18 protein-coding genes are annotated in these 20,638 nt (G+C 71.7%); 15 read left to right on the forward strand and 3 right to left on the reverse strand.

The window, feature by feature from the left end; genetic code table 11:
- Positions 1–191: 191 nt before the first annotated feature.
- Both H295_RS0134525 and H295_RS0134530 read right to left on the reverse strand, forming a co-directional pair.
- Positions 192–974: an alpha/beta fold hydrolase gene (locus H295_RS0134525; protein WP_020139927.1), complete on the reverse strand. Its 783-nt coding sequence runs from the start codon at positions 972–974 to the stop codon at positions 192–194.
- A 37-nt stretch (positions 975–1,011) separates the two neighbouring features.
- Entirely contained in the window at positions 1,012–1,335 is a 324-nt protein-coding gene (locus H295_RS0134530) for a DUF427 domain-containing protein (RefSeq protein ID WP_020139928.1), read from the reverse strand.
- Between the two features lie 50 nt (positions 1,336–1,385).
- Here H295_RS0134530 and H295_RS0134535 point away from each other — a divergent pair, with 50 nt between their 5' ends.
- The 9 genes from H295_RS0134535 to gatB all read left to right on the forward strand — a co-directional run bounded on the left by H295_RS0134535 (position 1,386) and on the right by gatB (position 12,126).
- The gene (locus H295_RS0134535) at positions 1,386–1,925 is read left to right on the forward strand and encodes a TIGR00730 family Rossman fold protein (protein WP_020139929.1); all 540 of its coding nucleotides are present in this window, start codon (positions 1,386–1,388) and stop codon (positions 1,923–1,925) included.
- A gap of 23 nt (positions 1,926–1,948) precedes the next feature.
- Positions 1,949–2,638 carry an SDR family oxidoreductase gene (locus H295_RS0134540; protein WP_078616834.1) on the forward strand — a complete coding sequence of 230 codons (690 nt, stop codon included), beginning with the start codon at positions 1,949–1,951 and terminating at the stop codon, positions 2,636–2,638.
- 61 nt (positions 2,639–2,699) lie between these two features.
- Positions 2,700–3,701, forward strand: a complete 1,002-nt coding sequence (locus H295_RS0134545; protein WP_020139931.1) for a methionine synthase — start codon at positions 2,700–2,702, stop codon at positions 3,699–3,701.
- 15 nt (positions 3,702–3,716) lie between these two features.
- Positions 3,717–5,909: an NAD-dependent DNA ligase LigA gene (gene ligA, locus H295_RS0134550; RefSeq protein WP_020139932.1), complete on the forward strand. Its 2,193-nt coding sequence runs from the start codon at positions 3,717–3,719 to the stop codon at positions 5,907–5,909.
- Between the two features lie 272 nt (positions 5,910–6,181).
- On the forward strand, positions 6,182–8,416 hold the full coding sequence (locus H295_RS0134555; RefSeq protein ID WP_020139933.1) for a putative bifunctional diguanylate cyclase/phosphodiesterase: 2,235 nt from the start codon (positions 6,182–6,184) through the stop codon (positions 8,414–8,416).
- Between the two features lie 139 nt (positions 8,417–8,555).
- A complete protein-coding gene (gatC, locus tag H295_RS0134560) occupies positions 8,556–8,852 on the forward strand; it encodes an Asp-tRNA(Asn)/Glu-tRNA(Gln) amidotransferase subunit GatC (RefSeq protein ID WP_007384860.1) in 297 nt (98 codons plus the stop codon).
- Between the two features lie 5 nt (positions 8,853–8,857).
- Positions 8,858–10,360 carry an Asp-tRNA(Asn)/Glu-tRNA(Gln) amidotransferase subunit GatA gene (gatA, locus tag H295_RS0134565; RefSeq protein ID WP_020139934.1) on the forward strand — a complete coding sequence of 501 codons (1,503 nt, stop codon included), beginning with the start codon at positions 8,858–8,860 and terminating at the stop codon, positions 10,358–10,360.
- Positions 10,357–10,596, forward strand: a complete 240-nt coding sequence (locus H295_RS0134570) for a hypothetical protein (RefSeq protein ID WP_020139935.1) — start codon at positions 10,357–10,359, stop codon at positions 10,594–10,596. The genes gatA and H295_RS0134570 overlap by 4 nt, the downstream gene beginning before the upstream one ends.
- A 15-nt stretch (positions 10,597–10,611) precedes the next feature.
- Positions 10,612–12,126 carry an Asp-tRNA(Asn)/Glu-tRNA(Gln) amidotransferase subunit GatB gene (gatB, locus tag H295_RS0134575; RefSeq protein WP_020139936.1) on the forward strand — a complete coding sequence of 505 codons (1,515 nt, stop codon included), beginning with the start codon at positions 10,612–10,614 and terminating at the stop codon, positions 12,124–12,126.
- Between the two features lie 51 nt (positions 12,127–12,177).
- On the opposite strand, the gene H295_RS0134580 is transcribed toward gatB, so the two are convergent.
- Positions 12,178–12,993, reverse strand: a complete 816-nt coding sequence (locus tag H295_RS0134580; protein WP_020139937.1) for an SAM-dependent methyltransferase — start codon at positions 12,991–12,993, stop codon at positions 12,178–12,180.
- A 139-nt stretch (positions 12,994–13,132) separates the two neighbouring features.
- On the opposite strand from H295_RS0134580, the gene H295_RS0134585 reads away from it, so the two are divergent.
- From H295_RS0134585 to H295_RS0134610, 6 genes are all read left to right on the forward strand, one after another.
- Positions 13,133–13,450, forward strand: a complete 318-nt coding sequence (locus H295_RS0134585; protein ID WP_020139938.1) for a hypothetical protein — start codon at positions 13,133–13,135, stop codon at positions 13,448–13,450.
- 205 nt (positions 13,451–13,655) lie between these two features.
- A complete protein-coding gene (locus H295_RS0134590) occupies positions 13,656–15,899 on the forward strand; it encodes an MMPL family transporter (protein ID WP_020139939.1) in 2,244 nt (747 codons plus the stop codon).
- The gene (locus H295_RS0134595) at positions 15,877–16,449 is read left to right on the forward strand and encodes a GNAT family N-acetyltransferase (RefSeq protein ID WP_020139940.1); all 573 of its coding nucleotides are present in this window, start codon (positions 15,877–15,879) and stop codon (positions 16,447–16,449) included. Before H295_RS0134590 ends, H295_RS0134595 begins: the two co-directional genes overlap by 23 nt.
- A 35-nt stretch (positions 16,450–16,484) precedes the next feature.
- Positions 16,485–17,078 carry a hypothetical protein gene (locus tag H295_RS0134600; protein WP_028810014.1) on the forward strand — a complete coding sequence of 198 codons (594 nt, stop codon included), beginning with the start codon at positions 16,485–16,487 and terminating at the stop codon, positions 17,076–17,078.
- Positions 17,079–17,274: 196 nt separating this feature from the next.
- The gene (locus tag H295_RS0134605) at positions 17,275–17,463 is read left to right on the forward strand and encodes a hypothetical protein (protein WP_028810015.1); all 189 of its coding nucleotides are present in this window, start codon (positions 17,275–17,277) and stop codon (positions 17,461–17,463) included.
- A gap of 107 nt (positions 17,464–17,570) precedes the next feature.
- Complete coding sequence (locus H295_RS0134610) at positions 17,571–20,633, forward strand: helix-turn-helix transcriptional regulator (protein WP_020139943.1); 3,063 nt, start codon at positions 17,571–17,573, stop codon at positions 20,631–20,633.
- The last annotated feature ends 5 nt before the right edge of the window (positions 20,634–20,638 follow it).

A 20,638-nucleotide genomic window follows, 5' to 3' on the forward strand; every position in this document is an offset into this window, starting at 1 on the left:
GCGGCTGAGCCCCCGCACGTGACGGCGGGAGCCGGCGAGCCCCCGCACGTGAAGGCGGGAGCCGGCTGAGCCCCCCTCGCGAACGACGGTGACGGTCGGCGGGCCCCCGCGGGCGACGGCGACCTTCGGCCGGGCCCCCGCGGGCGACGGCGGGAGCCCGGTGCCTGCGTCGGTCGCTCGGTGGCGGTTCGTCAGGCCGTGAAGAACTCCGCCAGGACCGGTGCCAGGGTGCCCGGGTCGACCATGTGGGTCTGGCCCTCCAGGACGCGGTACGAGCCGTCCGGGGCCGCTTCCGCGACCGCCCGGGTGCCCTCGCGCATCCACTCGGGGCTCGCCCCGCCCGCCACGGCCAGCACCGGGACCGTGACCGAGGCCAGCCGGTCCCGGGGGACCAGACCGCCGGCCATGACCGCGTTGTCGTAGGCGAGGGTCGGGGCGACGGACTCCATGCCGGGCCACATGGGGGAGTTGCGGGCGCCCTGGATCATCTCCTCGCCCATGCCGGTCAGCCGCAGGAACAGCTCCACCGCGTCCCCGCGCCGGCCCTCGGCGAGGGCGGCCGTCAACTTCTCGGTGTACTGGGCGTTCTGCTCGGCGCCGCCCTCGAGGAAGTCGGCGAACGGCGTCTCGTACACGGCGACCCGGCGCACCGGCAGTCCGCTCGCCGCGGCCTCCAGCACCAGCGCACCGCCGGACGAGATGCCGCACAGGCTCGCCTCGCCGCCTTCCTCCTCGATCAGCGCGGCGAGGTCCTCCACCTCACGGGCCACCTCGTACGGGGCTGTGTCGCCGCTCGCCCCCCGTCCCCGGCGGTCGTACACCAGCACCTCGTACCGCTCCGACAGCGGCACGGCCAGGGGCGCGACCGTGCCGCCCGTCGACATCGCGCCGCTGACGAGGATGACCGCCGGGCCGTGTCCGGTGCGTTCGTACGCGATCGGGGTGCCGTCGCGCGAGAGGGTCTTCTTGTCCATGCCTGTGGAGACTGCCGCACGGCACGGAAATCATCGGTCAGGACACGTCGACTTCGTAGAAGCAGAGATGGTCCTTGATCTCGGCCACGGCGGGCTTCGGTTCGGGATAGGACCACACCAGGTCGGGCGCGTCCGGCAGCGACCAGTAGGACGCGGTGCCCTTGAAGGGGCAGTAGGTGTGCGTGTCGGAGGGGGTCAGCAGATCGAGGCGTACGTCCTCCGCGGGGAGGTAGTACCGCGCGGGACAGCCCGTCTCCCTGAGGATCAGCGGGCGTGCGCTCTCCGCGAGGACCTGGTCGCCGTGCACCACGCGCACGTGCTGGTCGGCTTGCTCGATGGTGATCGTGTGTCCTTCGGCCATACCGGAACAGCGCTCGCGGGCCGCCGGTTCTTCCCGCGTACCGTGGCCGCATGCGAATCTGCGTCTTCCTCTCCGCCGCCGACCTCGACGACCGTTACACGCGCCCCGCGCGGGAGTTCGCGAAGCTGCTGGGCAAGGGCGGGCACACGCTGGTCTGGGGCGGCTCCGACGTCGGGCTGATGAAGGTGGTCGCGGACGGCGTGCAGGAGGCGGGCGGACGGCTCGTCGGGGTCTCGGTGACGTTCCTGGCGTCCAAGGTCCGTCCCGGCGTCGACGAGATGGTGATCGCGGAGGACCTCGCCGAACGGAAGAAGCTGCTCCTGGAGAAGGCCGACGCCGTGGTGATCATGGTGGGTGGCACCGGCACGCTCGACGAGGCGACCGAGATCCTGGAGCTGAAGAAGCACGGGCACACCGAGAAGCCGGTCGTGCTGCTCAACACCGCGGGCTTCTACGACGGCCTGAAGGAGCAGTTCCGGCGGATGGAGGACGAGGGCTTCCTGCCCCGCCCGCTGACCGAGCTGGTGTTCTTCGCGGAGGAGCCGGTGGGGGCGCTGGCGTACCTGGAGGAGTCGCTCGGCACCCCGTGACCGCGTGATGCGAGCATGGCGGCATGGCTACACATGTGATCACCGGAGCGGGCTCCGGCATCGGCGCGGCGGTGGCCCGCCGTCTGCACGCGCGCGGGGACGACCTCGTGCTGCACGCGCGCGACGCGGGCCGTGCGAAGGAGCTGGCGGCCCAGTTCCCCGGGGCGCGGACGCTGGTCGGTGACCTGGCCGACCCGGACAAGCTGAGCTGGGCCTTCTCGCACCAGTCGCTGCCGGACCGGGTGGACTCCCTGCTGCACATCGCGGGCGTGGTCGACCTGGGCCCGGTGGGCGACCTGACCCCGAAGACCTGGCGCCACCAGCTGAACGTCAACCTGATCTCCCCGGCCGAGCTCACCCGCCACTTCCTGCCCCAGCTCCGGACGGCCCGGGGCCATGTGCTGTTCGTGAACTCCGGCGCGGGCCTGAACGCGCACGCCGACTGGTCCGCCTACGCGGCCTCCAAGCACGGTCTGAAGGCCCTCGCGGACTCCCTGCGCCACGAGGAGCACGGCAACGGGGTCCGGGTCACCTCGGTCTACCCGGGCCGCACCGCGAGCCCCATGCAGGCCAAGGTGCACCAGCAGGAGGGCAAGGAGTACGACGCCGCCCGCTGGATCGACCCCGAGTCGGTCGCGACGACGATCCTGACGGCGCTCGACCTGCCGAGGGACGCCGAGATCAACGACCTGACGGTGCGTCCGGGCCGCTGACGCGTCCTTGCCGCCGGGCGGGGGCGCGAACCTCCCGTGGCCACCTACGTAGGCTTCGCATGTGACCGCAGACTTCAGCTTCGCCCCCGCCACCGGCGTTGGCTCCCTCCCCGGCGGCGACGCCCGGGAGGCCGCCAGGACCGCCACCGGCTCCTTCGAGGACTTCCCCTTCCTGCCCGAACTCCCCGCCCGCGGCCCCGGCGCCGACATGATCGGCCGGACCGCCGGGATGCTCGTCGAGCTGTACGCGCGCGTGGAGCCCAGCGGTTGGCGGATCGGGGACCGGCCGGGCCGGGACACCAAGCGGGCGCGGTCCTGGCTGGGGGAGGACCTGGACGCGCTGGAGGAGTCCACCCAGGGGTACGAGGGGCAGCTGAAGGTGCAGGCCGTCGGGCCGTGGACGCTCGCCGCCGCACTGGAGCTGCGCAACGGCGAGGTGGCCCTGTCCGACCCGGGCGCGTGCCGGGACCTGGCCGCCTCGCTCGCCGAGGGGCTGAGGCTGCACCTGGAGGAGGTCCGCAAGCGCGTCCCCGGCGCGCAGATCGTGCTCCAGCTCGACGAGCCCTCCCTCATCGCCGTGCTGCGGGGGCACGTGAGGTCCGCCAGCGGATACCGGACCCACCGGGCCGTGGACCGTCAGGTCGTCGAGTCCGGCCTGCGCGACGTCGTCGGGGTTCACGCGGGCGGGCCGGTCGTGGTCCACTCGTGCGCACCCGACGTCCCCTTCGCCCTGCTGCGCAGGGCGGGCGCGGCGGCGGTCTCCTTCGACTTCTCGCTCCTCACCGAGCGTGACGACGACGTGATCGGCGAGGCGGTGGAAGGGGGGACCAGGCTCTTCGCCGGTGTCGTGCCCGGCACGGACACGGCATTGTCAGACCCTGCCGGTAGCGTCATGGGTGTCAGGACGCTGTGGCGCAGGCTGGGGCTGCATCCGGGACTGCTCGCGGAGGCGGTCACGGTCACTCCGTCGTGCGGACTCGCGGGGGCCTCCCCGGGGTACGCGCGCAAGGCTCTCGCCCACTGCGTCCAGGCGGCGAGATCCCTCGCGGACAACCCTGAGTAACGGGAGGACAACACGGTGGCCGGCGACAAGCAAGCGGAGACGACGGTGCCCGCCGAGGCACGGGAGAAGCACGCGCAGCTCGCTGAGCAGATCGAGGAGCACCGCTTCCGGTACTACGTGAACGACGCGCCGGTCATCAGCGACGCCGACTTCGACAAGCTGCTGCGTTCCCTCGAAGCACTGGAGGAGGAGTACCCCGAGCTGCGCACCCCGGACTCCCCGACCCAGAAGGTCGCGGGGGCGTACGCGACGGAGTTCACGGCGGTCCAGCACCGCTCCCGCATGCTCTCCCTGGACAACGCGTTCAGCGACGAGGAGCTGGCGGCCTGGGCCGAGCGGGTGGCGAAGGACGTCGGCACCACCGACTACCACCTGCTGTGCGAGCTCAAGGTCGACGGTCTCGCCGTGAACCTCACCTACGAGCACGGCCGGCTCGTCCGCGCGGCCACCCGCGGCGACGGCCGCACCGGCGAGGACATCACCCCCAACGTCCGCACGATCGCCGAGATCCCGGACCGTCTGACCGGTGACAAGGTGCCCGACCTCGTGGAGGTCCGCGGCGAGGTCTACTTCCCGATGGAGAAGTTCGAGGAGCTCAACGCCCGTCTGGTCGAGGCCGGCGACAAGCCCTTCGCCAACCCGCGCAACGCGGCGGCCGGTTCGCTGCGCCAGAAGGACCCGCGGGTCACCGCCGGCCGCCCCCTCCACATGGTCGTCCACGGCATCGGCGCCCTGGAGGGCTTCGACGGCATGACCCGGCTCTCCCAGGGCTACGACCTCCTCAAGTCCTGGGGCCTGCCCACCGCCAAGCACAACAAGGTGGTCGACGGCCTCGACGGCGTGCGGGAGTTCATCGCGTACTTCGGCGAGAACCGCCATTCCGTGGAGCACGAGATCGACGGGGCCGTCGTCAAGCTCGACGAGATCCCGCTCCAGGGCAGGCTCGGCTCCACCTCCCGCGCCCCGCGCTGGGCGATCGCGTACAAGTACGCGCCGGAGGAGGTCAACACCAAGCTGATCAACATCCGCGTGGGCGTGGGCCGTACGGGCCGGGTCACGCCGTACGCGCAGGTGGAGCCGGTGACGGTGGCCGGCTCCGAGGTCGAGTTCGCCACGTTGCACAACCAGGACGTCGTCAAGCTCAAGGGCGTCCTGATCGGCGACACCGTGGTGCTGCGCAAGGCCGGTGACGTCATCCCGGAGATCCTCGGCCCGGTCGTGGACCTGCGCGACGGCAGCGAGCGCGAGTTCGTGATGCCGAGCGAGTGCCCGGAGTGCGGGACCGCGCTGCGGCCCATGAAGGAGGGCGACGTCGACCTGCGCTGCCCCAACGCCCGCACCTGCCCCGCCCAGCTGCGGGAGCGCCTGTTCTATCTCGCGGGCCGCAAGTCGCTGGACATCGAGCACTTCGGGTACGTCGCCGCCGCCGCGCTCACCAAGCCGCTGGAGCCCTCGGACCCGCCGCTGGCCGACGAGGGCGACCTGTTCGACCTCACCATCGAACAGCTGCTGCCCATCAAGGCGTACGTCCTCGACCAGGACAGCGGGCTGCCCAAGCGCGACCCGAAGACGGGCGAGGAGAAGGTCGCCACCGTCTTCGCCAACCAGCAGGGCGAGCCGAAGAAGAACGCGGTGGCCATGCTGGAGAACATCGCGGCCGCCAAGGAGCGCCCGCTCGCCCGGGTCCTCACCGGTCTGTCGATCCGCCATGTCGGCCCGGTCGCCGCCGAGGCCCTGGCCCGCAGCTTCCGTTCCATCGACCGCATCGAGCAGGCGAGCGAGGAGGAGCTGGCGGCCACCGACGGCGTCGGCTCGATCATCGCGAAGTCCCTGAAGGAGTGGTTCGCGGAGGACTGGCACCAGGAGATCCTGCGCAAGTGGAAGGCCGCGGGCGTGCGCATGGAGGAAGAGGGCTCCGGGGAGGACGAGGGGCCGCGTCCCCTCGAAGGGCTCACCGTCGTCGTCACCGGCACCCTGGAGCGCTTCACCCGGGACGGGGCCAAGGAGGCCCTGCAGACCCGAGGGGCGAAAGTGACCGGTTCGGTTTCGAAGAAGACATCTTTCGTCGTAGTCGGTGACAATCCCGGGTCGAAATATGACAAGGCGATGCAACTCAAGGTGCCGGTTCTGAACGAGGACGGCTTCGACGTCCTCCTGGAGCAGGGCCCCGAAGCGGCCGCTGAAGTGGCCCTTCCCGTGGAGGAGTAGCGAGCGGCGGCGGTTGAAGGCCACCCGATCGGCGCATACCAGATGCATACGGGTGGCCGGGGTGCATTCGGGCAACCGTCGACGACCGCTGCCCGTGGAAGCCTTCTGCGGCCTACTGTTGAGATGTGCGCCTGCCGTGCCCAGCTGCGGTCGGGGCATTCCCCTGCTCCTCATGAGCAGGGGAAAGGGTTTTCCAACGCGGCGCCGTCGAGAGTTGTGTCGGGCGAACGAGCCGCGTGGCGTGGGCACCGCCGGCAGTGAGAGGGACGGGAATGGAACCGACCGAGAGCGCCGCCCCGGACTCACGGCTGCGCCGGCTCAGCGGCGCATGGCGGGCGAGCCGGTGGTCCGGGCGGCCTTCGGAGCGTCCGGGCGCGGAGGGGCGCGCCGCCGGACCGTACACCGCGGCTGACGGCCCCGGTGCCGCACAGCTCACCGCCGAGCGCGCCCCCGGCATGCCGGACTCCGACCCCGACCGGCAGCTGTCCTGGCCCGCACTGCCCACAGCCGTCGTCGCGGCCGCCGGATTCGTCCTGGGCGCGGGCTTCTACCGGGCCTTCACCGGCAGCCACGCCCTCTTCCCGTCCGGCACCGTCGGCTGGGCCCTGGCCGTCCTCACCGGCGTCATCGTCGGCCATCTGGTCGCCCTCGGCCGGGCCCGCTGGTGGGGTGGCACCGGCTCGGGCGCCGCCCTCACCCTCGCCGTCCTGCTGCTGTACGGCTGGGTGGCCGCCGGAATGGTCAGCCTCACCGTCGTCCTGCTGGTCGGCATAGCCAGGCGCCACCGCTGGCGGCAGGGCATCCTGCACGGCGCCGTGGACATCCTCGGCATAGCCACCGGCGCCCTCGTCCTCGCCGTGTTCGGCCAGTCCCCGTCCGTCGAGACCCCGTGGAACCCGGACAGCTGGACGTTCTACACCGGCCCCGAGGTGATGCTCGTCGCGGCCGCCTACCTCGCGGTCACCCGGGCGCTCGGCTGGTACCTGCACTCCGCACGCCACGCGGGACTGCCCACCATGGCCCGCACCGCCCTGGTCAGACAGGGCCTGGTCGCCGTCGCGCTGCTCGGCATCGCCCCACTGGTCTGCGTGGTCGCCGCCGCGAAGCCCCTGCTGCTGCCGCTGTTCGCGATCCCGCTGATCGCCCTCGACTCCACGCTCTGGATAGCCCGGGCCCGCGCCGAGGAGCAGCTGCGCGACCCGCTGACCGGACTGCCCAACCGGCAGTGGCTCCTGGAGCGCATCTGGAGCGCCCTGGACGACGCCGAACGCATCGGCGCCCGGTCCGCCCTGATGGTCATCGACCTCGACCGCTTCCGCTCGGTCAACGACACCCTCGGCCACCTCGCCGGTGACCGGCTGCTCCTCCAGATCGCCGAACGGCTGAGGATCGCCCTGCCGCGCGGGGCGGAGGCGGCCCGGCTCGGCGGCGACGAGTTCGCCGTCTTACTGCCGGTCGCCGACTCCACCACCTCCGCGACCCGCGTCGCCCGCACCCTGGTCGCCGCCCTCAGCTCCCCGCTCGACCTCGACGGACTCACCCTCGTCCTGGAGGCCAGCGCCGGCGTCGCCGTCTTCCCCGACCACGCCCTGGACGCCGAGGGCATGCTCCGGCGGGCGGACGTGGCGATGTACCAGGCCAAGCGGGACCGCACCGGCGTGGAGGTGTACGAGTCCAAGCGGGACTCCAACACCCCCGACCGCCTGGGTCTCCTGGGCGATCTGCGCCGCGCCCTGGACGCGCACGAGGTGCAGCTGCACTACCAGCCCAAGGTCCGCTTCGACGGACAGGTGGCCGGACTGGAGGCCCTGGTGCGCTGGGTGCACCCGGAGCGCGGGAAGGTGCCGCCGGACGAGTTCATCGCGATCGCCGAGTCCTCCGGGCTGATGCCGCACCTCACCGAGTACGTGCTCGACACCGCTCTCGCGCAGGTCGCCGTGTGGCGGGCGCAGGGCCTGTTCGTCCCCGTCGCCGTCAACGTCTCCCCGCGGGACGTCCACACCCCCGGCTTCGCCGGCTCGGTCGCCGCGCGTCTCGCCCGGCACGGCGTCCCCGCGGGAGCGCTCCAGCTGGAGATCACCGAGCACGTCCTCCTGGAGGACCCCTCGCGGGCCGGGGACACCCTCGCCGCGCTGACCGGCCACGGCGTCAAGATGTCCCTCGACGACTTCGGCACCGGCTACTCCTCCCTGGTCCACCTGCGCCGCCTGCCCGTCAGCGAACTGAAGATCGACCGCTCCTTCGTGGCCAAGCTGGCCGTCGACACCGAGGACGCGGAGATCGTCCGCTGCACGGTGGACCTGGCCCACTCCCTGGGCCTCCTGGTGGTGGCCGAGGGCGTCGAGGACGACGAGACCTGGGAGCGGCTGCGGGACATGGGCTGCGACGCCGTACAGGGCTGGCTGGTGGCCGCGGCGATGCCCCCGGAGGAGACGACGGCGTGGCTGCTGGCACGGGGTTCGCGGGGCTGGCAGCGGCCGAAGGCGGCGCTGCCCGCGGCGGAGTGACCCGTCCGGGCATCCTTTGGTGCGGTATGGGGACCGCCCGTTGCCGCCGGGTACGGGAAACCGTTTAACGGCCATCCGGCCGTGACCCATAGGATTGGCCCCAAACCACACACACTCACCCACCCCAGAGGATCGCTGCATGCCTGGCATCACGCGCGAGGAGGTCGCTCACCTCGCACGGCTGGCGCGTCTGGAGCTGAAGCCCGAAGAGCTCGAGCACTTCGCGGGACAGCTGGACGACATCATCGGCGCGGTCGCACGCGTCAGTGAGGTCGCCGACCAAGACGTACCGCCGACCTCGCACCCGCTTCCGCTGACGAACGTCATGCGGGCGGACGAGGTCCGTCCCTCGCTCACCCCCGAGCAGGCGCTCTCCGGCGCCCCGGCCCAGGAGCAGCAGCGTTTCAAGGTGCCGCAGATCCTGGGGGAGGACTGATCACGATGACGGACCACGTCACCATCATCAAGCTGACCGCCGCCGAGACCGCCGCGAGGATCGCCTCCGGTGAGCTCACGGCCGTGCAGGTCGCCGAGGCCCACCTGGCCCGGATCGAGGCCGTCGACGAGAAGGTGCACGCCTTCCTGCACGTCGACCGCGAGGGCGCCCTCGCGCAGGCCCGTGCCGTCGACGAGAAGCGCGAGCGGGGCGAGAAGCTCGGCCCGCTGGCCGGCGTGCCCCTCGCGCTGAAGGACATCTTCACCACCGAGGGCATCCCGACGACCGTCGGCTCCAAGATCCTCGAGGGCTGGATCCCGCCGTACGACGCGACCCTCACCAAGAAGCTGAAGGCCGCCGACGTCGTCATCCTCGGCAAGACCAACATGGACGAGTTCGCCATGGGGTCCTCCACCGAGAACAGCGCCTACGGCCCGACCGGCAACCCCTGGGACCTCACCCGGATCCCCGGCGGCTCCGGCGGCGGCTCCTCCGCCGCGCTGGCCGCGCACATGGCGCCCCTCGCCATCGGCACCGACACCGGCGGCTCCATCCGCCAGCCGGCCGCCGTCACCGGCACCGTCGGCGTCAAGCCGACGTACGGCGCGGTCTCCCGCTACGGCATGGTCGCCTTCTCCTCCTCCCTCGACCAGGGCGGCCCCTGCGCCCGTACGGTCCTGGACGCGGCCCTGCTCCACGAGGTCATCGCCGGGCACGACCCGCTGGACTCGACGTCGATCGACGCGCCGGTCCCGCCGGTCGTCGAGGCCGCCCGCAACGGCAGCGTCGAGGGCATGCGCGTCGGTGTCGTCAAGCAGTTCCGCGGCGAGGGCTACCAGGCCGGTGTCATCCAGCGGTTCGACGAGTCCGTCGCCCTCCTCAAGGAGCTGGGCGCCGAGATCGTCGAGCTGGACTGTCCGTCCTTCGACCTGGCGCTCTCCGCGTACTACCTGATCGCGCCCTCGGAGTGCTCCTCCAACCTCGCCCGCTTCGACGGCCTGCGCTACGGCCTGCGGGTCGGCGACGACGGCACGCACTCCGCCGAGGAGGTCACCTCGCTGACCCGCGCGGAGGGCTTCGGCCCCGAGGTCAAGCGCCGGATCATGCTCGGCACGTACGCCCTGTCGAGCGGCTACTACGACGCCTACTACGGCTCCGCGCAGAAGGTCCGCACGCTCATCACGCGCGACTTCGAGAAGGCCTTCGAGCAGGTCGACGTGATCGTCTCCCCGACGACCCCGACCACCGCCTTCCCGATCGGCGAGCGCGCCGACGACCCGATGGCGATGTACCTGGCCGACCTGTGCACCATCCCGACCAACCTCGCGGGCAACTCGGCCATGTCGCTGCCCTGTGGTCTCGCCCCGGAGGACAACCTCCCGGTCGGACTCCAGATCATCGCCCCGGCCCTGAAGGACGACCGCCTCTACAAGGTCGGCGCCGCCGTCGAGGCCGCCTTCGTGGAAAGGTGGGGCCACCCGCTCCTGGAGGAGGCACCGTCGCTGTGAGCAAGCTGACCAAGGCGAAGGACTTCAAGAAGTCCAAGTCCGGCACGTACCTGTCCATCGCCACCACGGCGTTCGGCGCCATCGGTGTCGCCAAGCGGCTCAGGAAGGCGCGCGCCGAGAACGACACGCTGGTCCTGGTCGACGCGACCGTGGCCGCCGTCGCCGTCGTCACCGGCCTCGCCGTCCTGTACCGCGAGCTGAAGCGGCTGGGCGACGACGACGTCCTGCTGGGCTGAGAGGGAAGTTACACCGTGACCACCACGACCGACCTGGTGTCGTACGAGGACGCTCTCGCGTCGTACGACCCCGTCATGGGCCTCGAGGTTCATGTCGAACTCGGCACCAAGACCAAGATGTTCTGCGGCTGTTCGACCGAGCTCGGCCAGGACGCCAACACGCAGACCTGTCCCACCTGCCTCGGCCTGCCCGGCGCGCTCCCGGTCGTCAACGCGATCGGCGTCGAGTCGGCGATCAGGATCGGTCTCGCGCTGAACTGCGAGATCGCCGAGTGGTGCCGCTTCGCCCGGAAGAACTACTTCTATCCGGACATGCCGAAGAACTTCCAGACCTCCCAGTACGACGAGCCGATCGCCTTCAACGGCTACCTCGACGTGCAGCTGGAGGACGGCGAGACCTTCCGTGTGGAGATCGAGCGCGCCCACATGGAGGAGGACACCGGCAAGTCGACCCACGTGGGCGGCGCGACGGGCCGCATCCACGGCGCCTCGCACTCGCTCCTCGACTACAACCGCGCCGGCATCCCGCTCATCGAGATCGTCACCAAGCCGATCGAGGGCGCGGGCGAGCGTGCTCCCGAGGTCGCGCGGGCCTACGTCCGTGAGCTGCGCGAGGTCATCAGGGCGCTCGGCGTCTCCGAGGCCCGCATGGAGATGGGCCAGATGCGCTGCGACGTGAACCTGTCGCTGCGCCCGCACGGCACCGAGAAGTTCGGCACCCGAAGCGAGACCAAGAACGTCAACTCGCTGCGGTCCGTCGAGCGCGCGGCCCGCTTCGAGATCCAGCGGCACGCGGCCGTCCTGTCCTCGGGCGGGACGATCATCCAGGAGACCCGGCACTTCCACGAGGACACGGGGTCCACGACCTCGGGCCGCGTGAAGGAGGAGGCCGAGGACTACCGGTACTTCCCCGAGCCGGACCTCGTGCCGGTGGCCCCCTCCCGCGCGTGGGTCGAGGAAATCCGGGCCGCTCTGCCCGAGCTGCCGCTGGTGCGCCGCAACCGGCTGGTCGCCGAGTGGGGCATCACGGCCCTGGACATGCAGGCGATCCTCAACGCCGGTGCCCTGGACCTGATCGTCGCCACCATCGACGCGGGTGCCGACGCGGCCTCCGCCCGCAAGTGGTGGATGGGCGAACTCGCCCGCAGCGCCAACGAGTCCGGCAAGGCGCTCGACGAGCTGGCCATCACCCCGGCGCAGGTCGCCCGGGTGACCGAGCTGGTCTCGAAGGGCGACCTGAACGACAAGCTCGCCCGCCAGGTCATCGAAGGCGTTCTCGCGGGCGAAGGCACCCCGGACGAGGTCGTCGACAAGCGCGGTCTGAAGGTCGTCTCCGACGAGGGTGCCCTCGGCACCGCCGTCGACGAGGCCATCGCCGGCAACCCGGGCATCGCCGACAAGATCCGCTCCGGGAAGGTCGCCGCGGCCGGCGCCCTGGTCGGCGCGGTCATGAAGGCCACCCGCGGTCAGGCCGACGCGGCCCGCGTCAAGGAACTGATCCTGGAGAAGCTGGGCGTCGGCGAAGGCTGAGCCCAAGCGCCGAGTACGGCCCCGGAGGACATGTCCTCCGGGGCCGTACGGCTACTTACGGCGTCCTACGAGCCGTACGAAACCGAGTGTCCGGCCCTCGTCGGCCCGGACCATCTCGCCCACCTCGCGGGCCATCGTGCGATGGAACTCCTCGGGGCTCTCCTCGGCGATCACATCGCACCACAGCAGCCAGTCCCGCCAGCCCTCCGGCTGCCAGTCGGCCGTCTCCACGTCGACGGCCCCGCTGCGGGTCCAGTGGCGCCGCCACCAGTCGGCGGTGTGGAAGCACCAGTAGCCGGGCTCCCACCACTGCTTGAGATGCTCGGGCGGCTCGATGCCGTCCGGCTCCTCCCGCAGCGCGGGCACGACGACCCCGATCCTCCCGCCCGGCTTCAACAGCCGGGTCAGGGTGGGCAGATAGAGGTCGTTCGTGCCGAAGTACTGGTACGCGTCGATGCTCACGATCGTGTCGAAGCTCGCCTCGGCGAACGGCAGGTCGTGCGCCTCGGCGTGCACGGGCAGCACCCGGTCGGCGAAACCGGCCTCGGCGATGCGTCGCGCGTTCTCGTCGGGCTTGATCCACAGGTCGGCCGCGGTGACCTGGACGTCGTACTCCCTGGCCAGGAAGACCGAGGTCATCGCCCGGCCGCAGCCCAGGTCGAGCACGCGGGCGCCGGGGCGCAGGGTGTCCAGGCCCAGGGCGGGCGCGAGCCACTCCAGCAGCCACAGCGCGTTCGGGCCCATCTGGTTCTCGACGACCCAGCGGGCGTCGTAGCTGTTGCTGCGGGGGTAGCGGGCCAGGGTCAGCCGCTGGGTGAGGTCCTCATTCGAGGTCTGCGAGGTCCTCTGGGTGATGTCGTCTGGCATCGGTGAACGGGCTCCTTGAGTCCGGAAAGGCGGAAAGGGATACGGAGGAGCTCGGTCGGACGCTCAAACAATGCACCTGCTTCGGCCGGGGGCGGACAAGCCCTGGGATTCTCGGAGGGACACGCTACGCTCGCCCGCCATGAACGGTCCTGCGAATTCCGAGCCGTCCGGCATACCGTCCGGCATGCAGGAGGACTACGACGACGAGGTGCTGGACGCCCGGCGGGCCCGCTGGTCGGCCTCCGGTGCCGGCGCCCTGCTGGCCCTCGCCGGCCTGGCCGCGGCGGCGCTCCGGCTGAGCGGCTCCGCCCCCGCGCTGGTCCCGGCCGCCTACGCCCTCGGCGCCGCGGTGTGCGCGCTGGCGGCCGTCCTGGGCTCCCGCGGGCGCACCCGCAGAGCGCTGTGGCTGCTGATCGCGGGTGTGATGGTGATGGCGCTGGGCGACCAGTTCGACTGAGGTCGGACAGGCGTGACAGAGTGGCCGTTACTGTCCTGTGATCTGCCTCCCACTCTTGTGAATAAACGCACGATCGCGATAAACGATCACTTTCGCCTGCAAGAGTGGTCCACATATTGCTCATGCGTTCTTTGCGGGCCGTTCCTCACATGGACGACTGTTCCCGGCCAAAGATCCACAAATCTCCACCCCTGGGAGCACGTTCGTGGCAGCCCTCGCACGCTGGTGTGTCCGACGCCGTCTGGTCGTCGTCCTCCTGTGGCTCCTCGCCCTCGGCGGAGTGAGCGCGGCCGCCGCTGTCACCGGCTCCGCGTACTCCAACGACTACGAGGTCCCGGGCACCGAGTCGGGCCGCGCCACCCAGCTGCTCCGGGAAGGCTTCCCGCATCTCGGCGGCGACAGCGACACCGTCGTCTGGCACGTCGACTCGGGCTCCGTCCGGGACGCCGACGTCGAGCAGACCATGACCACGACCCTGGAGAAGATCGCGGACCTGCCCGGGGTGGCCTCCGTGGTCAGCCCCTACGACTCCGCGGGCAGCGGTCTGATCAGCGCCGACGGACACACCGCCTACGCCGACGTCACCTTCTCCCACTCCGCCGAGGACATCGACAAGTCCCAGGCGCGGGCCGTGGTGGACACCGCCAAGGACGCCGAGGCCGACGGGCTCCAGGTCGAACTGGGCGGCAGCGCCGTCGCCCTCACCGAGTCCAAGGGCGGGCACGTCGCCGAGGTCGTAGGCGTCCTCGTGGCCGCCCTGGTGCTGTTCCTGGCCTTCGGCTCGCTCGCCGCCTCGCTGCTGCCCATCGCCACGGCCCTGGTCGGCGTGGGCACCGCCTACGCCGGGATCGTGCTCCTCGGGCACGCCATGACCGTCGCCGACTTCGCGCCCATGCTCGGCATGCTGATCGGGCTCGGCGTCGGCATCGACTACGCGCTGTTCATCGTCACCAGACACCGGCGCGGCCTGAAACGCGGCCTGAGCGTCACCGAGGCCGTCGAGAACGCCGTCACCACCACCGGGCGCGCGGTCGTCTTCGCGGGTGCGACGGTGTGCATCGCCCTGCTGGGCATGCTGATCCTGCGGCTCGGCTTCCTCAACGGCGTCGCGATAGCCGCCTCCCTGACCGTCGTCCTCACGGTCGCAGCCTCCGTCACCCTGCTGCCCGCCCTGCTCTCCCTCATCGGCACCCGCGCCCTGAGCCGCCGCGAGCGACGCCGGCTCGCCGAGCACGGCCCCGAGCCCGAACTGCCCACCGGGTTCGCCCACCGCTGGTCCGCCTTCGTGGAACGGCACCCCAAGCTGCTCGGCGCGATCGCCCTGCTGGTCATCACCGTCCTCGCCCTGCCCACCCTGGGCCTGCGCCTCGGCACCTCCGACCAGGGCAACGACCCCGCGTCCTCGACCACCCGGCAGGCCTACGACCTCCTGGCCGACGGCTTCGGTCCCGGCGTCAACGGCCCCCTCACCCTGGTGACTCGTGTCGACGGCGCCGAGGACAAGCTCCTCCTCGACAACCTCGACGCCACCCTGCGCACCACCGAGGGCATCGCCTCCACCACCCCGGTGACCTACGACACCGGCGGCGACCTCGCCTACTTCACGATCGTCCCCGACTCCGCCCCGCAGTCCCGGCAGACCAGCGACCTCGTCGAACGGCTGCGCACCGAGGTGCTGCCCCGCGCCGAGACCGGCACCACGCTCGACATCCACGTCGGCGGGATGACGGCGTCCTACGACGACTTCGCGGACGTCATCGTCGGCAAGCTGCCCCTCTTCGTCGGCGTCGTCATCGGCCTGGGCTGTCTGCTGCTCCTGCTCGCCTTCCGCTCCGTCGGCATCCCGCTCAAGGCCGCCGCGATGAACGTCGCCGCGGTCGCCGCCGCCTTCGGAGTGGTCGTGGCGATCTTCCAGTGGGGCTGGGGGAGCGAACTGCTCGGGCTGGGCCGCGCAGGGCCCATCGAACCCTTCCTGCCCGTGATCATGGTCTCGGTGCTGTTCGGGCTCTCCATGGACTACCAGGTCTTCCTGGTCAGCCGGATGTACGAGGAGTGGCTGGAGACCGGGGACAACCGGCGGGCCGTGCGCGTGGGCCTCGCCGAGACCAGCCGGGTGATCAACTCCGCCGCGGTCATCATGATCTCGGTCTTCCTCGCCTTCGTGCTCAGCGGGGACCGGGTGATCGCCATGTTCGGCATCGCGCTCGCCGCCGCCGTCGCCCTCGACGCCTTCGTCCTGCGCACGCTCCTCGTCCCCGCCCTCATGCACCTGCTCGGCGGCGCCAACTGGTGGCTGCCCGGCTGGCTGGACCGCCGCATGCCCCGCATCAGCATCGAGCCGCCCGAGTGCCGCGCCGCGCATGAGAGGCTCACCGATGTCGTCGAGCAGGACGTCGTGGAGCAGATGGAGAGGGAGCGGGACGAGGATGTACGCGATATCCCTGGGTGAGGACGCCGAGCTGCGGCCGCTGGAGCCCTGGCACGCGGAGGAGTTCCTGGCCCACCTGGAACGCGGGCGGGAGTTCATCAACCAGTACATCCCCTTCGCAGCCAAGGCCACGGACGCACAGGGGGCGCGCGAGGTGCTCCAGCGCTACGCCGACATGCGCGCCGCCGACACCGGCTCCCTGCACGGCCTGTGGCTCGCGGGCACGCTCGTGGGCGGTGTGCTCTTCCTCAACTTCGACGCCGAGAACGGCAACGCCGAGGTCGGCTGCTGGCTGGAGCCCGCCGGCACGGGGCGCGGCCTGGTCACGCGGGCCGTGCGGACGCTGATCGACCACGCCGTGGACCAGCGCGGCATCCACCGGATCGAGTGGGTCGCCTCCGCCGGCAACACCCCCAGCCTGAACGTCGCCCGGCGCCTGGGCATGACCCGCGATGGCGTCCGCCGGGAGGCCTACCCCTATCGTGGCGTGCGGCACGACCTGGAGGTGTGGTCGATTCTGGCCCCCGAATGGCGTGAAGCGCGCGGGCGTGCCGCTCACAGCGATCATTAAGACACCTCTCAGACAGGATCCGTACGGTGCCCGACATGGGAACGAAGACAGCTGACGAGACCGGCGCCGCGACGGGCGCCGAGGCCACTACCGACGAGGAGAAGGTGAACGTCGCCAAGACCGACGAGGTGACGGAGACCGAGGCCGGCCCGGCCGAGGACACCGCCACCGACGAGATCGACGACGAGGAGGGCGAGGAGCTGCCCGAGGCCGCCCAGCAGGAGGGGCCCACCGGCGTCGGCCAGGGCGCGGGAGCCGTCGTCTCCGCCGCGCTCGGCCTGGTCTCCTTGACCGGTAGCTGGGTCGGCACCGTGGCGTCCGCCCGGCAGTCGCTCGTCGGCCAGCTGCACGCGCAGACCGCGACCTCCTCCGACGTGGCGAAGCTCCTCGACGAGGGCTACGGCGACGCCTGGAAGGCCACCGCGCTGTGGGGCGGCGTCTTCGCGCTGATCGCGCTGATCGTCGGCGTCGCGGTGCTGGCCCGCCCGGCCTTCGGCGCCCCAGGCAGGCCGCAGGCCGGCTGGATCAAGTCCGTCGCCTGGGGCGGTGTCGCGCTCGGCGTCGTCGGACTGCTCCTGGCCGTCCTCAAGTACACCGACGTCCTGCTGAGCCTGCCGTCCACGAGCTGAATCAGCGCAGGTCACGAGGGGCCTCAGAACACCCGTAGGTACCTTACGGAGCCTCTGAGGCCCCTCGCGCGCGTCTAAGGCCCCCACGGGCGGCGAAGATGCGGAACTCTCCCGATGTGGCGGACCCCCCTCGGAGACGAAGGTGGAGGCATCGCAGAAAGCGAAGCCGGAAACCGACTCCCACGAGGACCACGCCATGTATGCCGAGTACCAGCTCTCCCAGTACCGATCCGCCGAACTGATCCGCCAGGCCGAGCACGAGCGGCTCGTCCGCGAGACCCTGCGCAGCCGCCGTGCCGCCCGCCGCGAAGCCGCCGAGCGCACCGCGGAGACCGATGCGCATACCGGCCGCCCCCGGCGGCACCGGTTCCTCCGCACGGCGTGAGCGCCGGGGGAGGAGAGGACGGCCGTACGGCTCTGCCCGTCCCCGCGGTCACCCCCGCGGCCGTCCTCCCGGCGAAAACCGGTGCCCCGCTGTCGGACCCGCGTGTCATGCTCGGGCCCGTGCAGACCAGGTCCGTCAGTCCCGTGTTCGTCGGCCGCACCGAAGAACTGAACAGCCTGAACGAAGCGCTCTCCCGCGCCGCCGCGGGAGAGCCGCAGGCGTTGCTGCTCGGCGGTGAGGCCGGTGTCGGAAAGACCCGGCTCGTCGAGGAGTTCGCCACCGCCGCCTGCCGGCAGGGCGCGGTCGTCGCCCTCGGCGGCTGCGTCGAGATCGGCGCCGACGGACTGCCCTTCGCCCCCTTCTCCACCGCGCTGCGCGCCCTGCACCGCGCCCTGCCCGCCGAGTTCGCAGAGGCGGCCGCGGGCCAGGAGGAGGAACTGGCCCGGCTGCTGCCCGAGATGGGCGAGGGACTCCCCGCCCGGCGCACCGGCCGGCACGACGAGGAGAGCCTGGCCCGCCTCTTCGAGCTCACGGCCCGCCTCCTGGAGCGCGTCGCCGCCGAACGCACCGTGGTCGTCGCCCTGGAGGACCTCCACTGGGCCGACGCCTCCACCCGTCACCTCCTCGCCTACCTCTTCCGCACCCTGCGCACCGGCCGCCTGGTCGTCCTCGCCACCTACCGCGCCGACGACATCCACCGCCGCCATCCGCTGCGCCCCCTGCTCGCCGAACTCGACCGGCTGCGCACCGTCCGCCGCATCGAACTCGGCCGCTTCACCCGGGACGAGGTGAGCCGCCAGATAGCCGGGATCCTCGCCACCGAACCGCACCCCGGCCAGGTCGACGACATCTTCGAACGCTCCGACGGCAACGCCTTCTTCGTCGAGGAACTCGCCGTCTGCGCCACCGAGGGCTGCGGCACCGGCCTCACCGACTCGCTGCGCGACCTGCTCCTGGTCCGTGTGGAGGGCCTGCCCGAGAGCACCCAGCGGGTCGCCCGGGTCGTCGCCGAGGGCGGCTCCACCGTGGAGTACCGGCTGCTCGCCGCGGTCAGCGGGCTCGCCGAGGACGATCTCATCGAGGCGCTGCGGGCCGCCGTGAACGCGAACATCCTCAGCCCGGCACCCGACGGCGACGGCTACCGCTTCCGGCACTCCCTGGTCCGCGAGGCCGTAGCCGACGACCTGCTGCCCGGCGAACGCTCCCGCCTCAACCGGCGCTACGCCGAGGCCCTGGACGCCGACCCCACGCTGGTCCCCGCCGACGAACGCGTCATGCGCCTGGCCAGCTACTGGTACCACGCCCAGGACCCCGCCAAGGCCCTGCCCGCCGTCCTGGACGCCTCCGTCACCGCCCGCCGCCGGCACGCCTACGCCGAACAACTGCGGCTCCTGGAACGCGCGATGGAGCTCTGGGACACCGCCCCCGAGGACATCCGGGCCGCCCTGCGCCCCGTCGACTTCACCGAGGTCTACCCTCCCTGCGGCTGCGACCCCGCCACCACCCCGCTGCGCTACCTCGACCTGATGGCCGAGGCCGCCGTCGCCGGACGCCTGGGCGGCGAGCGGGAACGCGCCCTGAAGATCACCAAGCGGGCGCTGCACCTCCTGGAGGACGACGGCGACCCGCTGCGCGCCGCCTGGTTCTGGGTCCAGCGCTCGCATCTCGTCCAGGGCCTGGCCCGGGGCGACGGCTGGACGGAACTGGCCACCGCCGAGGAACTGGTCCGCGGGCTGCCGCCGTCCGAGGTGCACGCCGAGGTGCTGTCCAACTTCGCGAACTGGTCCATGGTCCACTGCCCGGGACCCGAGGCCGTCACGGCCGCCGAACGCGCCGTGGAGTACGCGCGCATGGTCGGAGCCCGCGAGATCGAGATGAACGCCTGCCTCACCAACGCGGGCCTGGCAGTCGAGTCCGGCGATGTCGAGGCCGGCCTCGCCGAGATGTTCGAGATCCTGCGCCAGACCCTGGACGACGGGCTCACCACCGTCGCCAGCCGCGTCTACGTCAACCTGCCCAACTCCCTCGAAGCCATCGGCCGTTCCCGGGAAGCCATCCCGATCCTGGAGGAGGGGCTCGACTACGCCCGCAGGTTCCGCCTGTCCGACAAGGAGGCCTGGATCTGGGGCAACCTCGCCGAGTCCCTCTACTCCCTGGGCCGCTGGGACCAGGCCGCCGACGCCGCCGTCAGGGCTGAACTCGTCGGCCGCAGCGCCCGGCCCCGCGGCTTCCACGCCGCCAACCGGGCCACGCTCGCCCTTGCCCGCGGCGAACTCTCCGAGGCCGCACGTCACCTCACCGCCGCCCGCGGCTACTTCGGCTCCCACGACCGGGCACCGCAACACGACCTCCCCCTCTCCGCCCTCGCCATCGGGGTCGCCGCCGGCGAAGGCCGCCTCCTCGACGCCCGCGCCGAACTCGAACGCGTCCTGGACACCGGCTTCTCACCCGGCACGCAGCGCTACGCCTGGCCCCTGCTCCTGACCGCCGCCACCACGGAGGCCGACTCCCTCGGCCTGCCTGTCGCCGAACAGGACCGCTCGAAGATCCTCGACCGCATCCGCGAGGCCGCCCGGCCCCTCGCCACCAACGCCCCCGTCTGGCTGGCCCACGAACGCTGGCTGCGGGCCGAACTCCTGCGCGCCGAGAGCGCCGACACCCCCGACCACTGGTCCGAGGCCGTCACCGCCTTCGAACCCCTGGAACGCCCCTACGACCTCGCCCGCGTCCGCCACCGGCTCGCCCAGGCCCTGCTGTTCGCACCCGGCGGAGCCGAGCAGCCCGACCGCGACCGGGCCACCGAACTGCTGCGCCTCGCCCACGCCGCCGCCGACCACCTCGGCGCCCGGCCCCTCGCCGACGCGGTCACCCTGCTCGCCCAGCGCGCCCGCCTCACCCTGAGGGCGGCACAGTCACCTGCGGGGGACGAAGACCCGGCCCGCTCCCTCGGCCTCACCGGCCGGGAACGCGACGTCCTGCGCCTGGTCGCCCTCGGCCGCACCAACCGGCAGATCGCCGAGGAACTCTTCATCTCCCCGAAGACGGCCAGCGTCCATGTCTCCAACATCCTCGCCAAGCTCACGGTCTCCGGCAGGGGCGAGGCCGCGGCGGTCGCGCACCGGCTGGGACTGTTTCCCGAGAGGGCTCTCCACGCGCCGGTCACAGAGTGAGGCGT

The organism is Streptomyces sp. 351MFTsu5.1 (assembly GCF_000383655.1).
GTDB lineage: Bacteria > Actinomycetota > Actinomycetes > Streptomycetales > Streptomycetaceae > Streptomyces > Streptomyces griseorubiginosus.